The sequence below is a fragment of the Rosenbergiella sp. YN46 genome, from assembly GCF_036620675.1.
Lineage (GTDB): Bacteria > Pseudomonadota > Gammaproteobacteria > Enterobacterales > Enterobacteriaceae > Jejubacter.
In genome coordinates this window covers 36,511-49,142 of sequence record NZ_JAZHEE010000020.1, presented here as the reverse complement: position 1 = coordinate 49,142, position 12,632 = coordinate 36,511, and the positions used below count along the sequence as shown (strand labels likewise).

10 protein-coding genes are annotated in these 12,632 nt (G+C 54.4%); 4 read left to right on the top strand and 6 right to left on the bottom strand.

The features are described 5' to 3' along the window. Nucleotides 1-368: 368 nt before the first annotated feature. Nucleotides 369-830, top strand: coding sequence for an RpiB/LacA/LacB family sugar-phosphate isomerase (locus V3W49_RS14560; RefSeq protein WP_500146422.1), 462 nt, complete (start codon nt 369-371; stop codon nt 828-830). An 8-nt stretch (nt 831-838) separates the two neighbouring features. Further along, nucleotides 839-1,690, top strand: coding sequence for a sugar phosphate isomerase/epimerase family protein (locus V3W49_RS14555; RefSeq protein ID WP_500146420.1), 852 nt, complete (start codon nt 839-841; stop codon nt 1,688-1,690). Nucleotides 1,691-1,723: 33 nt separating this feature from the next. Here the strand turns inward: V3W49_RS14555 and V3W49_RS14550 are convergent, their stop codons facing one another. Next, nucleotides 1,724-2,623: a sugar phosphate isomerase/epimerase family protein gene (locus tag V3W49_RS14550; RefSeq protein WP_500146418.1), complete on the bottom strand. Its 900-nt coding sequence runs from the start codon at nt 2,621-2,623 to the stop codon at nt 1,724-1,726. A gap of 675 nt (nt 2,624-3,298) precedes the next feature. Here V3W49_RS14550 and V3W49_RS14545 point away from each other — a divergent pair. Together V3W49_RS14545 and V3W49_RS14540 are read left to right on the top strand one after the other, a co-directional pair. Further along, nucleotides 3,299-4,624 carry an MFS transporter gene (locus V3W49_RS14545; protein ID WP_500146417.1) on the top strand — a complete coding sequence of 442 codons (1,326 nt, stop codon included), beginning with the start codon at nt 3,299-3,301 and terminating at the stop codon, nt 4,622-4,624. 35 nt (nt 4,625-4,659) lie between these two features. Then, nucleotides 4,660-5,436: a hydroxypyruvate isomerase family protein gene (locus tag V3W49_RS14540; RefSeq protein ID WP_500146415.1), complete on the top strand. Its 777-nt coding sequence runs from the start codon at nt 4,660-4,662 to the stop codon at nt 5,434-5,436. A 316-nt stretch (nt 5,437-5,752) separates the two neighbouring features. Here the strand turns inward: V3W49_RS14540 and V3W49_RS14535 are convergent, their stop codons facing one another. The 5 genes from V3W49_RS14535 to V3W49_RS14515 all read right to left on the bottom strand — a co-directional run bounded on the left by V3W49_RS14535 (nt 5,753) and on the right by V3W49_RS14515 (nt 12,232). Beyond that, the gene (locus V3W49_RS14535; protein WP_500146414.1) at nt 5,753-6,043 is read right to left on the bottom strand and encodes a YicS family protein; all 291 of its coding nucleotides are present in this window, start codon (nt 6,041-6,043) and stop codon (nt 5,753-5,755) included. A 112-nt stretch (nt 6,044-6,155) separates the two neighbouring features. Beyond that, nucleotides 6,156-7,475 carry an OprD family outer membrane porin gene (locus tag V3W49_RS14530; protein ID WP_500146413.1) on the bottom strand — a complete coding sequence of 440 codons (1,320 nt, stop codon included), beginning with the start codon at nt 7,473-7,475 and terminating at the stop codon, nt 6,156-6,158. Between the two features lie 396 nt (nt 7,476-7,871). Next, nucleotides 7,872-9,071, bottom strand: a complete 1,200-nt coding sequence (locus tag V3W49_RS14525) for a hypothetical protein (RefSeq protein ID WP_500146412.1) — start codon at nt 9,069-9,071, stop codon at nt 7,872-7,874. Nucleotides 9,072-9,402: 331 nt separating this feature from the next. Continuing rightward, nucleotides 9,403-11,019 carry an FMN-binding glutamate synthase family protein gene (locus tag V3W49_RS14520; protein ID WP_500146410.1) on the bottom strand — a complete coding sequence of 539 codons (1,617 nt, stop codon included), beginning with the start codon at nt 11,017-11,019 and terminating at the stop codon, nt 9,403-9,405. Nucleotides 11,020-11,212: 193 nt separating this feature from the next. Then, nucleotides 11,213-12,232 carry a LacI family DNA-binding transcriptional regulator gene (locus V3W49_RS14515; RefSeq protein WP_500146457.1) on the bottom strand — a complete coding sequence of 340 codons (1,020 nt, stop codon included), beginning with the start codon at nt 12,230-12,232 and terminating at the stop codon, nt 11,213-11,215. Between the last annotated feature and the right edge of the window lie 400 nt (nt 12,233-12,632).

Below are 12,632 nucleotides of genomic sequence, written 5' to 3'. Positions count from 1 at the left end.
TGCGGTGCCGCACGCTGCGTCGGCATCACATTGTGGGGTTTACCCTGCTGACTCAGCCCGGGTTTGTTATCGGATTGTTATCTATTAATGAACATAACAGTTGCCCCTTGATGAGCATATGAACATCAAGTGAAACTGTGAGCGATTTCAAAAATGGCGTAAAAAACCTCAATACGCCATATAAAGGCAGAATCAGGCGATTCAAAGGGAAATAACGCGGTTCACACATCCGTTCAAATGAAATGCTATTGAACTTATGAATATTTGCAGCTACTTTTTTAACCGGAACAGAATGTTCATATGTTTCGATGAAAAACATCTGAGCGAACCACGGAAGGGCGACACGACAACCACCGGAGGTAAACATTATGGCGACTATCGCAATCGGCGCCGACGACGCGGCGACCGAGCTGAAAAACATTGTAAAGTCACATCTGCAGGCGAAAGGGATTGAAGTGGAAGACTTCAGCCACGACGTGGTCGACAACGACCAAATTTATCCGGATATCGCCTTTCATCTGGCGACGGCCATTAGCGAAGGCAAGTTTGAGCGCGGTATTCTGCTGTGCGGTACCGGCATCGGTATGGCTATCGTCGCCAACAAAGTGCCCGGCGTACGGGCAGCCCAGTGTCACGATGTCTATTCCGCCGAACGGGCCCGTAAAAGTAACAACGCCCAGATAATGACCATGGGCGCACGGGTCATAGGCCCCGAACTGGCGAAATCACTGGTGGATGCCTGGCTGGAAAGCGAATTCGAATCCAGCCGATCCGGCCCGAAAGTAGAACGTATCAGTTATTACGAGCATCAGGCGCATCAGGGCGGCTAAGGAGCAAAATGATGCAACAGAAACTGGAGGTGGGAGTCAATACCGCCATGTTTGACGGCGTGGAACCGGAGATAGCCTTCAGAACCGTTCGGGACGCGGGTTTCCGCTATATCGAACTGGCATATAACCAGGGCTACGTGGGCAATCTTGACCCTATGCTATTCGGCCCGGAAAACGCCGCTCGCATTGTGGCGCTACTGGAAAAACACCAGTTAAAGACCCGGGCGCTGGGTTGCACCATGAACCTGGCCGCGCCGGACGCCGTGGCGCAGTTTACAATGCGGATTCAGTTCGCCCGTCGCATAGGCGCAACCTTTCTTAACGCCTGTATCGGCAAGCGTGAAGATCGGCAGGCGATTATCGCTAATCTGCGGGAGCTGGCGCCGCTGGCCGCCGACAGCGGCTGCGTTATCTGCATCGAAAACGGCGGCGATCCTAACTATGACGTTTTTGCCGTCGCCGAAGAAGGGCTGGCGCTGCTGGAAGCCATCGACAGCCCGGCGATCGCCTTTAATATCGACCCTGGCAACACCGTTTCGCTGCGCCCGGAGCGCGACGCCATTAACGAATGCATCCATATGCTACCCGGGGCGCGCCATGCCCATATCAAAGATGTACTGCACAAAGAGGACGAGTTCCGGTTCCCGGCGATCGGCGAAGGGATGCTGGATTACCGCCCTTTACTACGGGAGCTTGAGCAACGTGCCATTCCCTGTAGCCTGGAAATCCCGCTGCGCATGCACCGCAGCAGCGATACCCTGCCCCATCGGGCGCCGCAGCCGGTGGATCCCGCCATTAGCCTTGAGGTGCTGAAACGCTCGCGTCAGCATCTGGAAACCCTGCTCGGGTATCCGCTGTAATCTCTGTGCGGGCCGCAGCATACGGCCCGCATTTTACGCCATGGCCGCCTGTAAAAACTCCCGGCATTCGCGTTCGTTTGCCCACAAATCGTCCTGCTCTGTGGTGCGCATTTCAATGGCGATAGTAATTTCATCCAGCTCCGGCGGCAGTTCCAGGCTACGGGCTACCGTAATGATCTCCCGGGCCACCTCAGCCGTCAGAAAACCCGGTGCGCCGAACTTCATGTGGTAGTCGCCATAACCGGGCTGGGTCGGATCGAGAATCGCGTTAGAAAGATGCAACTGCGACATCAACGGCGCGCACTGGTGCAGCGAGGTGGTCAGCGTTTCCTGATTAAGCGCGACGTGGGCGCTATCCCAGGCGATATACAGCTTAGGACAGTCGGGACGCAGCGCCTGCATCCAGCTCACCGTCTCGTCACTAAAGCCAATCAGCTGACGCTTATGAGCGAAGCGATCCAGCGGCTCCAGCTGCAGAATCATATCCGGATACTGACTGACCGTTTCCCCCAACGCCACCAGCGACTCACCAAAAGCGGCCATCGCTTCATCACGTCGGGCCTCCCCGGGATCGGCTCCGCTTACCAGCGAAAGCTTGCGGGTACCGCACTCCGCAGCAAGCTGTGCCAGCTCCCTGGCCCGGGCCACTGATTTGCGGCGCAGTACCGAATCCAGGCTACTGAGGTTAAGCTGCTCGCTAAGCAGCGCGAAGGTCAGCCACTGAGTCAGTATCAGCGGCGTGGTATCGATCAGTTCTCGCAGCGCGCCTCTTTCCCTGCAGCCTGCGATAACGCCCGTTTCCACCGCCCGGTAGTCGCCGGAATCGGCAATGCGTTTAACCACCTCCACCACCTGCGGCTCCGATGCCATCAGAGGAAAAAAGAGTTCAGCGATATGGGCCGAAGGAACCAGACGCGAGGGGGAACCAGGCATCGCTATTCTCCTTATTATCTACGGATATCAGACAGGCTTTTTCAAAAAGCGCTCATTAGTTTTTGTCAAAAACTAATGTTCAGCACTATCAAAGCAAAAAGAGCCAGTTTTAGAGAGTGACAGAGATCGCAAAACCCATTGAAATATCGGAAACAGACGCAAAAAAAATATTAAACCAGAAAAATAAAATGGTTATCAGCCACAATAAAAACAGAGTGGATAACATCCTTACTGGTTGTTGTCCATAGCGTTAACTGTTTATTTTCTGAATAAATCAACTGGTATGAAAGGATAAACAAACAGAAAATACACATTAAAAATCATATAAATAAATATTATTAGTGATAACTATAACGGCAATAAATCACTTCAGCAGGCTATCGATTTTAAATTTAAACCCTAAACAAATGATATACCTTAAATAGAATACCGAACAAATGTTCCTGCCTGTTATGCCACGAAGATAAAATCCTCTTTTTTTACCCCATAGTTTTTCTGTTTTGTGATTCCTTTCATTTTTTCATATCAGAATTCCTTCTACCTTCTTAAACACAAGTTATATATATGAACATCTGAACACATCATCACACCGCTGGCCACCGCCGGAGATTCCGGTCGCCCGCCCGCCGTCACAGGCGTTGCAGGCGCCTGTGACGATAGCAACGGAGAACCGATATGCGTATTTCAGCCCCCCCGCTGTCCACCGCACAGGAACAACCTACCCGAGTCCGCTGGCGGATTTTCGCGGTGCTCTTCTTCCTGCTGGCAGTCAACCTGATGGACCGCATCACGATTTCCATCGGCATTCCCTATATCAAAGAGGAATTTCACCTGTCACCGACCATGCAGGGGCTGATTCTCAGCAGCTTTTTCTGGTCCTATGCGCTGTTGCAGATCCCCGGCGGTTGGGCGCTGGATCGCTTTGGCCCCCGTAAAGTGTTAACCACCTCCACGGTGCTGTGGGGCGCCAGCCAGATTGGCCTGGCGCTGGCGACCGGCGGTCTTTCGCTGATCTTCGCGCGTATCGCGCTGGGGGTGGCGGAAACGCCGGTTTCTCCTTCCGGCGCCAAGATGAGTTCCACCTGGCTGGCCCGGGCCGAGCGCGGTCGTGGAGCTTCGATTATGGATTGCGGCAGCCCACTGGGCGTTGCGGTCGGTGGGCTTATCATCGCTTATCTTATCGATCTGCTCGACTCCTGGCGTCTGGCCTTTGTGGTGGCCGGGCTGTTCAGCATGTCGCTGGCGCTGCTGGCCTGGTTCAAACTGCGCGACAAACCCACCGAAGATAAACGCGTTAACGCCGCCGAGCTGGCGCTGATTCAGGCCGATGACGATGCGGCCCGCCATCATGAAGAAGAGACGCCCTGTAAAGGTATGGGTATCGATACCCGTTCTCTGATGGGTATTATGTTTGGCCGCGCCACCTGGGCGATGATCTACTTCGGCCTGCTGACATGGGGCCCCAGCTATCTGGCTCAGGCACGCGGTTTCGACCTTAAAGCCATTGGCAACGCCACTTTCATTATCTTCCTGATGGGCGCTCTGGGCTCGCTGAGCGCCGGATTCCTGGTGGATTTTCTGGTTAAACGCGGTATGCGCCATGGCCTTGCGGTAAAAGGTCTGATAGCCATCTCCGGGCTGGTGACTCTAACCATCTTCCTGCTGCTACCAGGCATCAGCAATCCGGTAAGCGCCGTGATTATGCTTTCGGTCGCCTCTTTCTTCCTGACCGGCGGCGGCGGCATCTACTGGAGCCTGCCTGCGCTACTGGCCCATAAATCCCGGGTCGGTCTGGTGGGCGGCACCATGAACATGGCGGGCAGCGTCGGCGGCATTCTGGTGCCCATCGTGGTGGGGCTGATTTTGCAGGCCACCAACAGCTTTACCGGCGTGCTCACCTTCTTCACCCTCTGTTCCGGCCTCTATGTGCTCGGTACCCTGGTGATTCGATTCCGCCAGCCCGGCGTACCAGACGCGCTGAACCCGACCCCGGCTCGTTAAAGCAGATTTCCGATATCACGATGTAAGGAGTTTTTATGCTGCGTTTTGCCGCTAACCTGACCATGCTGTATCCCGAATATCCATTCCTGGAGCGTTTCGATCGCGCCGCCGCCGATGGTTTTCAGGCCGTGGAGTTTTTCTTTCCCTACGGTACGCCCGCAGAAACCTTTCACCAGGCACTGACGCGCAATCAGCAGGAACTGGTACTTTTCAATATGCCACTGGGCGACTGGGACGCTGGCGAGCGCGGCTTCGCTTCTCAGCCGTCGCGCCGCGACGATTTTCGGGCCGGTCTGGATCAGGCCGTGGCCTACGGCAAGGCCTTACGTCCCCCGCGCATTAACTGCCCTTCCGGCCCCGAAGGCAGCGATGCGCAGCCCTGGCCGACACTTGTGGAAAACATGACCATGGCGGCCAGGGCGCTGGCGGATATCGACGTTCAGTTAGTGGTGGAACCCATCAATCGCAACGATGTGCCCGGCGCTGTGATCTCTAACGTCGAACAGGCGCTGGCCCTGTTCGAAAAAGTGGATAGCGACAATATCGCCATTCAGTACGATCTCTGGCACTCGCTGCGTGCCGGTGAAGATCCGTTCTCGGTGCTAAAAAGTCATATGGACAGGATAGCCCATATCCAGATTGCCGACGTGCCCGGCCGCCATCAGCCCGGTACCGGCGAGGTGGATTTCGAGAAACTGTTTACCCTGATCGATAATTCCGGTTATCAGGGCTGGGTAAGTCTGGAGTACCACCCGCAGGGCGGAACTCAGGAGAGCTTCGCGGCGCTGCGCCGGATGGGGCTTCTGAACTAAGCCGCGAAGCCTGCGTCAGCGCTGGCGGCATGGACGGCGGTGAAGGCAACGGCGGCAGTTCCGGTGCCGGAACGGGGGGGTCAGGCGGCCCTGGCTTATCCGGTGGCGGCACAGGCTTTTCAGGAACCGGGTCGCCGGGATCATCAGGATTTCCGGGCGCAGGCAGGCTGGGCGCAGGCGTGGGATCGGGATCTGGCTCCCGGGCACTGGCAACGGCGGCGCCCCCCAGCAGCCAGATGAGCAGTAACCATCGACACGAATACAGGAACATGGCGCCTCCGCGGTTCAGCGCGAATGCCTGAATAAAAATGTCCGGCTATTCAGGACATTTAATCCGCTTAATGGCGGCGTCATACAGCTTCTGATTTTTGCGCTGCATCGCCTGCGTCGCCTGCTGAATATTCTCTTTATTGCCTTCCACCCCCAGCAGGCGGTTCTGCCACTCGGTATCACTCTGCTCCAGGCTAACGCCGCACTTCGCCCGCATCTCTTTCACAATCTGCCCACGCTGCTGCTGAAACTGCAGCCCGGCGAAAGGATTATCGGCCAGCGCGCTTACCGGCACGGACAGTACGGTACCCAGAAGCAAAAATTTCAGTAATTTCATGAACTCATCCTTAATGTTAACCATCTCTCTTTGTTCGAATGAGTATAGCAGTCTGTACACCATACGGAATCACGGGGAAAAGAAGGCGGGGCAGTAGGCCCCGCCCGGGGGATCAGAAATCGTACTGCAGCGTCAGACGGTTCTGCCAGAAATCTTTCTCATACAGCGGCGAAGTCTGAACGCCCACGAAGTCGGTCAGGCTCAGCCCCTTCAGCGCGCCCTGGAAGTTCCAGATAAAGTAGAGCAGATATTCAGACTGGCGCAGGCTGCCGGAATCGACCGACGGCGTGAGATCCATCCATGAATAGCGCGCGCCCATGGTCAGGCTCTCACTGGCCTGCCAGTTCAGACTGGTGGCCCAGGCATTACCGCTGCCCAGATCCTGGGTACTGGTGAAATACGGCTGTGCGAAATAGGGGCCGGAGGCCGTATTGTGGGCGTAGGGCGTCACCAGCGATCCATAGCCATAACTGTTGCCGTTAGCGGCGATGTGGTCGTAGCCCATGGCCCAGGAAAGACCGGGAGTCAGCGAAAGCGCCAGTTGCGCGCCGAAGGAGCGGTTATCCACGTCACCCGCCAGCGCCTTGCCTTCACTGGTACCGCGAATAAACTGCAACCCGAAGTCCGGACTCAGCGGCGCCTGCTGCCACTGAATATGGCCTTCGGTATAGAAAATGTTAGAGAAGTCATCGTAGCTTTCGTACCACATCTGGCCGGTCAGCTTTTTATCGTCCCACATCAGGTGATGCCCGGCGCCAATAGCCCACATGCCGTCGGTCTTCTCATCCACTTCGGTATAGGCGGTGGTGCGCTTCACCCGATCGCTGCCCCAGCCTTTATAGCGCCAGATTTTGGTGGCGCGCAGGAAGTCATCACCGCTGCCGTACTGCATATCCACCGCCTGGTAGAGGATAGGAGTAATTCGCCAGTCATAGTCACCAACGAAAGGCAGGTCCAGACGCTGATTACCACCGGTAATGCGAAAATCGCCGTACCGCCAGCTCAGCCAGGCTTCGCCAATATTGGTCTGGTTATCGCCGATATCGCCGATGACGCGCTCTTCTGGCGGGTGGTTAATGCCGCGCAAAAACAGACCGCTAACCCCAATGTTGAAGCCATACAGCGGCGCGGTTTCGTATTTCACAAAGCCGCCGTAGCTGATGGTATCCTGGTTAAAGCCTTTGGCGAAATAGGCGTTATGAGTGGTGTAGTAGAGCGCCCGGGCGCTACCGCTGACCTTGCCGCAGCTAAAGGCGTCGGCCAGACTGCTGACGTTGCCGTCGCTGTCGAAACAGGCACTGTCAGACTTAAAAGAGATCGCCGCCTGCGAGCTCAGAGGCAATGCCAACGCCAGAAAGGCGGCGGCGCCCAATAGTGAAGATATCCCTGCGCGACGCGCGCCATTTCCCCCTGCTTCCCAACATTTGTTCATGTTGATACCCTGATGATGAAAACAAAAAAAGCCAAAATAAATGGTGCAGCACCTGTCCATCCGTCTGGCCCGTCCCTTTAAACAGGTCGATGCCGTGCGGAAATATGGCCTGTACCAGGCCCCGCTCCGGGGTGCCATGCTGCACAAGGCTGCGATTATCATCATCTGAAGGGTTGCAATCCAGCGCTAAACGCAAACGTTTGCTTCCTTTCAACGGAATGATATTCTGGTAAAATGGCAAACCAGAAAAAATCCCCAAAAAACCGACGCTGTCAGTCAGAATATAAAACTAAAATTTTAAGAAAAATAATACATAGCCCTCATTTTACGATCCGCGAAAACGTTTGCTGAGTGCTGTATTTTCAGGCAGCTTACGCGGAAAAACCGCGCAAGGGCTCAGAAGTAATAGCCAATATTAACGTTGGTACGGAAATACCACTTTCCGCTGCCCGGAGACTGAGTGTTGGTCCAGCCGGTGGCATTTAACGCGCCGCCCCAGGGATTCACGTTCTTCGCCCAGCTAAAGTCTACCCAAAACATGACCGGCATAGCGAAGACCTGTACCCCCACGGTGTTCATCCGGGAGTCGCTCCAGCCTCCTTTATCCTTCCACAGCACGCTGTAATCGTTATAAAAGCGCAGTTTTGATACCGGCCCCCACGTTACGTCCACATCCCGGGCCAGGTTGAGCGATGCAGTCGTCGCTTTTGCGGGAATCAGGTAAGCCGGCGTCAGGCCGTTACCGCCCATAAGAATAGTGTCATCATCCGTGCCTGCGGGGTTTTTGGGGTGATACTGATAGCGAATCACCTGAGAGGAAAGCTGCCACGGCCCGTTCTTCAGGCGACCATGCAGACCCGCCGCCCAGAAACTGCCGTCATCGCCAGTATCGCGGTTATGCAGGCGCGCCAGCGCCAGGGAACCCCCCAGTTCATTGCGCCAGTCGCCGAACTGAAACTCACGGGCCAGACGTACGTTAACCTGATCGCGCTTTTCATTACGTTGCTGATGCTGAGTGGGATAAATGGTATTTTTCAGGCGGCTGTAATCCCCCACATCCGGGGCATAGCGCAAATTTTCCGGCTCCATCCACGGAAAATATGCCACATCCAACGACCAGCGCTTATCACGATACTGATATTTAATACCGCTTCCGGCATTAACGCCAAAGCCTAAATAAAATGGAATACCGTACGACCAGCCAAACTGGGGATAGGGTTCAAGGCCAAAAGGTTTTCCGGGAATACCCAGTTGAACGCTATTTTTTTGATTAAACCGGTAGCCCACAAAAGCCCGATCGATGGCATATTTTCGATTGTCCTGAAACCAAAATCCGGCATCGAAAAAATAATTATCATAATAACCGCTACTGTCTATTCTGAAGGTATCAAATCGTAAATGGGGAGGGTTTCGATAATTACTTCCCTGCCAGTCTTCATAGCGATAATTAGCGCGTAACGCACCGCCGATATCCAAACCGGCGTTGCTATCTGCGCTGCGCCATCCGATATGAGGAAACGGCTTTCCCGCAGCCATAGCCTGACCCACTACCACCCCCAAACTCCCCAGCAATAGTGATGTTATTATTTTACGCATCTCCCACCCCCAATAAAAAAGCAACAGACCTGCGCCGCAGATTTGTTTATCTGCGTCGCTCTGTTTCACCAGCGAAACAAATCATCAGATATAGCAATGATTATTTTTATCGTTTCAAATATGATACCGGATATATTATTTGATACCGGGAAAATCTCACGGGGTGGAATGGGAGTCAAGGTTCAAACTTTGAGCTATAACGCAATACTATTAATCACATGGCCTGGCGTCAGGATTTGAGAATAACATCCAAAAATATTCTCAAATATGAAACTGATAATGCGATATCAGCCGACAACGTTTGTCGGCTGAAAGAAAACAGACGTGAGAATCAGGCCGCCATCGCCTGCCCGAAAGAGTCCGGCGTGGCCATACGCCACATACGGGCGTAAAATTCACTGGCGATCTCCGGCTCCAGCAGGGCGCCCGGTGCCAGGTAGTAATAGATATCCGAATACGCCTTAATTTCGGTCGGCGCGATACGGCGTAGCATATGGTGAGAGGTGAGATCTTCGGGCCGACTGACCCCCGCCGCCGCCAGCATTTCCGCCAGCGCCTTCATAGTATTGTGATGGAAGTTATATACCCGCTCGGCTTTATCCGGCACCACCAGCGCCTTCTGACGCTGCGGATCCTGGGTGGCTACGCCAACCGGGCAGCGGTTGGTGTGGCAGCTCTGGGACTGAATGCAGCCTACCGCAAACATAAATCCACGCGCGGAATTCACCCAGTCGGCGCCCAGAACCATCATGCAGGCGATGTCGAACGCGCTGATAATCTTACCGCTGGCGCCAACGCGGATCTTATCGCGCAGCCCGCATCCCACCAGAACGTTATGCACAAACAGCAACCCTTCACGTAGCGGCATACCCATATAGTTGGAAAGCTCCAGCGGCGCCGCGCCGGTGCCGCCCTCTTTGCCATCCACCACAATAAAGTCCGGCGTTATGCCGGTTTGCAGCATCGCCTTCACGATAGCGACAAATTCCCAGGGGTGGCCGATACACAGTTTAAAGCCAACCGGTTTACCGCCGGACAGCTCGCGTAATTGAGCAATAAATTCCATCATCTCCAGCGGCGTGCTGAAGGCGCTGTGCGAGGCGGGAGAAATACAGTCCACCCCTTCCGGCACGCCGCGGGCTGCGGCAATTTCGGCATCCACTTTACTGCCGGGCAGAATGCCGCCGTGGCCCGGTTTCGCCCCCTGACTGAGTTTGATTTCCACCATCTTCACCTGAGGCATACGCGCCTGGGCGGCAAAGCGTTGCGGATCGAAACGGCCATCAGCGGTACGACAACCAAAGTAGCCGCTGCCAAGCTCCCATACCAGATCGCCGCCGTATTCCCGGTGATAGCGGCTGATGCTTCCTTCACCGGTATCATGATAGAAGTTACCTTTGGCCGCGCCGCGATTCAGGGCGCGTATCGCATTGGCCGACAGCGCGCCGAAGCTCATTGCGGAAATATTGAAAACCGACGCGCAATAGGGTTGCTGGCACGCCGGGCCGCCAATAGTCACCCGAAAAGAGGCGGGATCCGCCGCTGGTACCGGATACATGGAGTGGCCGATACACTCATAGCCGGTGACATACACATCCAGCAAAGTCCCGAAGGGCTTATCGCCCATCTCGTTCTTGGCGCGGCGATAGACCAACGAGCGCTGGGCCCGGGAAAAGGGCACCTGTTCCTGATCCTCTTCCAGCAGATACTGACGCACCTCGGGGCGGATAAATTCGAAGAAGAAGCGCAGTCGTCCGATAACCGGATAGTTACGACAGATGGCGTGACGGGTCTGCGTCAGATCGAGCACGCCCAGCGCGGTCAGCGCACCAAACAGCGCCACAGGCACCAGAAACCAGAGCGACTGAGGGATCAGCACCAGCGAAGCCAGTGTCAGAATGATGCAGAGTACAAAGCAGGTATAGCGGCTGAACAGGAAGGCTTTCATGGTATCTCCTGATATAACTCTCTGTCCTTTTTCTGTTGTTATAAAAGGCCATCCTGGCCTGGCGGGTCATGCCCGCGAATGCGGGCCGTGGAATGGATGAAATGTTATTAAAGTGTTACCGAAATATTGTGACGGAAAGTGTGCAATATCCACACCCGTCGATGGTTTTCTGTAATCAGATATGTCGGGACGTTCAGGGAAGGTTTTCCGCCGTTATCAGATTAAAGGGCACTTTCCCGGCCTCATAAATATCCGGCTGCCAGCCGGTATCAAGATGGCGCAGCAGAATTCCCACCGCCAGCTGAGCGTGCTGAGCCGCATTCTGATCGAGCGTAAAGCTCAGGATATCCTGCTGTAGCAGGCGGCGGGTTACGGAATAGAGTTCATGAGTAATGTAAGTACAGCGTCCACTCAGCCGGTGCTGTGCCAGAATATCGCTGATTTCGGTATTGCCAAGACCGGTATTATATAAACCGACGATATTGACTGCCCGATTCAGGCTCTGTTCCAGCAGTTTACGAATGGTCTGGCGCTGATCCTGGCCCGCCAGCACTTCGCGCAACTGCAACTGTGGCGCCCGCTGCTGTATCGCATCCCGAAAACCCGCGACCCGCTGGCGATGTGCGCGATAGTCGAAGCGGCCACTGACCACGATAGCCTCTCCCGCCTGAGGCGTAGTGCGGCTCATCAGCAACCCGGCGGTGCGGCCCGCCTGATATTGATCGATACCCACATGACACAGCCGCCCGGCATCAGGCAGATCGGTAGCGATAGTCACAACCGGTACCCCGCGCGCCTGACACAGCGCCAAAGCGTCACGCACCGGGCCGTAATCATGGGCGAAAACAATTATGCCGTCGCGCGAATCCACGCAGTCGATCAGGTGACGGGCCAGTAGTGAAGGCTGTGACTCCGGAATCAACGTGCGATGCAGACAAATACGACGATAGCCTACGGCATCCGCCACTTCACTAAAATCCCTGGCCAGCCTTTTAAAAAAGAAGGCGTCATTGCCACTCAGTAGCAACTCTATCTGCCATGGGCGCTGATAGACTTCCGGCAGAACCCGCCGTAGATTGGCTTTACGTGCCGCTTCCAGTACTTTGCGGGCGGTTTCCGGCGAAACGCCACCGCGCTCATTCAGTACCCGATCGACCGTCGCCACGCCAACGCCAGCCATTTTTGCCAGTACTTCCAGCGTCAATTTCTTCATCGCCATAATGAGAGTCAGTAAAGATGAATCTCTCCATCATGTAATAATCTGCAGGAGTTTCGCAATCCTCTACTTTTACTCTCAGTCACTTCTATTTTTATAACGCACAAAAAGTTTATCCCTTCAAGTAATAAACTATTTGATTATTCCCAATATCTTAAACAGAACCATGGCTATTATTATTTTATAGGCTGAAATTTGTAACTTTTTATGACATCACTGCTTCATTAAACTTCTAAATTAAATGCCAAAAAACCTATATTTCATTGGGTTAATTTTATTACCGACGCCACTCATCCCCTATAACTTAAGAGCAAAGATGGCCATCACATCTTAAACCGTTCAAATTTTATACATTGCTATGCGCTCTGATGGAAAACCATCAAAGCAAATGTATCCA

Bases quoted from the DNA above. Each gene is read 5' to 3' on its own strand.
- V3W49_RS14525 (WP_500146412.1), bottom strand. From the start codon at position 9,071: ATGCGTAAAATAATAACATCACTATTGCTGGGGAGTTTGGGGGTGGTA.
- V3W49_RS14520 (WP_500146410.1), bottom strand. From the start codon at position 11,019: ATGAAAGCCTTCCTGTTCAGCCGCTATACCTGCTTTGTACTCTGCATC.
- V3W49_RS14515 (WP_500146457.1), bottom strand. From the start codon at position 12,232: ATGAAGAAATTGACGCTGGAAGTACTGGCAAAAATGGCTGGCGTTGGC.
- V3W49_RS14530 (WP_500146413.1), bottom strand. From the start codon at position 7,475: ATGAACAAATGTTGGGAAGCAGGGGGAAATGGCGCGCGTCGCGCAGGG.
- V3W49_RS14545 (WP_500146417.1), top strand. From the start codon at position 3,299: ATGCGTATTTCAGCCCCCCCGCTGTCCACCGCACAGGAACAACCTACC.
- V3W49_RS14550 (WP_500146418.1), bottom strand. From the start codon at position 2,623: ATGCCTGGTTCCCCCTCGCGTCTGGTTCCTTCGGCCCATATCGCTGAA.
- V3W49_RS14555 (WP_500146420.1), top strand. From the start codon at position 839: ATGATGCAACAGAAACTGGAGGTGGGAGTCAATACCGCCATGTTTGAC.
- V3W49_RS14540 (WP_500146415.1), top strand. From the start codon at position 4,660: ATGCTGCGTTTTGCCGCTAACCTGACCATGCTGTATCCCGAATATCCA.
- V3W49_RS14560 (WP_500146422.1), top strand. From the start codon at position 369: ATGGCGACTATCGCAATCGGCGCCGACGACGCGGCGACCGAGCTGAAA.
- V3W49_RS14535 (WP_500146414.1), bottom strand. From the start codon at position 6,043: ATGAAATTACTGAAATTTTTGCTTCTGGGTACCGTACTGTCCGTGCCG.